Raw genomic sequence first — 959 nt, 5'->3', positions numbered from 1 at the left:
CGCCGCCCGCCGCCCGCGTGCCCGTGGCGGCGCGTCAGTCCTGGTCCAGTCCCAGCGCCCAGGGGTCGTTGGACTGCAGCGCCCCGAGCAGCTCGCGCACGGCCATCGCCCGTCGGTGCACGGCCGGATCGTCGATGGCGTCGAACGCGCACTCGGGGTCGGCCGGCGGTCCCTGGTGGGTGCACCCGCGCGGGCAGTCCGCCGCGATCTCGTCGAGGTCGGAGAACGCGGCCACCACGTCGTCGGGCGAGACGTGCGCCAGTCCGAAACTGCGGATGCCCGGCGTGTCCACCACCCAGCCGCCGGCGGCCAGTTCGAGCGCGACCGACTGGGTGGACGTGTGCCGGCCCTTCCCGACGCCGGAGACCACGCCCGTCGCCCTGTCCGCATCGGGGACCAGGCGGTTGACCAGGGTCGATTTCCCGACCCCGGAGTGCCCGATCATCGCGGAGATCCGGCCGTCGATCACGGCGTGGAGATCGTCCAGCTCGTCGTCGACCCCCACCCGCAGGACCGGCACGTCGAGGGCGGCGAACTCGGCGGCGAACGCGGACGGGTCGTCGAGGTCGCCCTTGGTCAGGCACAGGACCGGTTCCAGCCCGCCGGTGTAGGCGGCCACGAGCGCGCGGGCGACGAATCCGGCGCGGGGCGGCGGGTCGGCCACGGCGACCACGATGAGCAGCAGTTCGGCGTTGGCCACCACGACGCGCTCGTAGGGGTCGGAGTCGTCGGCGGTGCGACGCAACACGGTGGAGCGGTCCTCGACGCGCACGATGCGGGTGAGGGTGTCGCGCGCGCCGGACAGGTCACCGACCACGCCCACACGGTCACCCACCACCACGGGCGTGCGGCCCAGTTCGCGCGCCCGCATGGCGACGACGCGGGTGCCGGCGCTGTGCCCGGGCCCGTCGTCGAGCAGCACGCACCCCCACCGGCCGCGGTCGACGGCGACGACCATC

At 74.8% G+C, this 959-nt stretch carries 1 protein-coding gene; it reads right to left on the bottom strand.

Annotation, left to right across the window (positions count from 1 at the left end; genetic code table 11):
* Positions 1–34 precede the first annotated feature (34 nt).
* The coding region (gene rsgA, locus HMPREF3086_RS03670; protein ID WP_070720197.1) for a ribosome small subunit-dependent GTPase A at positions 35–959 on the bottom strand (925 nt) is incomplete at its 5' end.

Source organism: Dietzia sp. HMSC21D01 (genome assembly GCF_001815995.1).
Classification (GTDB): domain Bacteria; phylum Actinomycetota; class Actinomycetes; order Mycobacteriales; family Mycobacteriaceae; genus Dietzia; species Dietzia cinnamea.
This window is presented reverse-complemented; position numbering and strand designations above follow the sequence as displayed.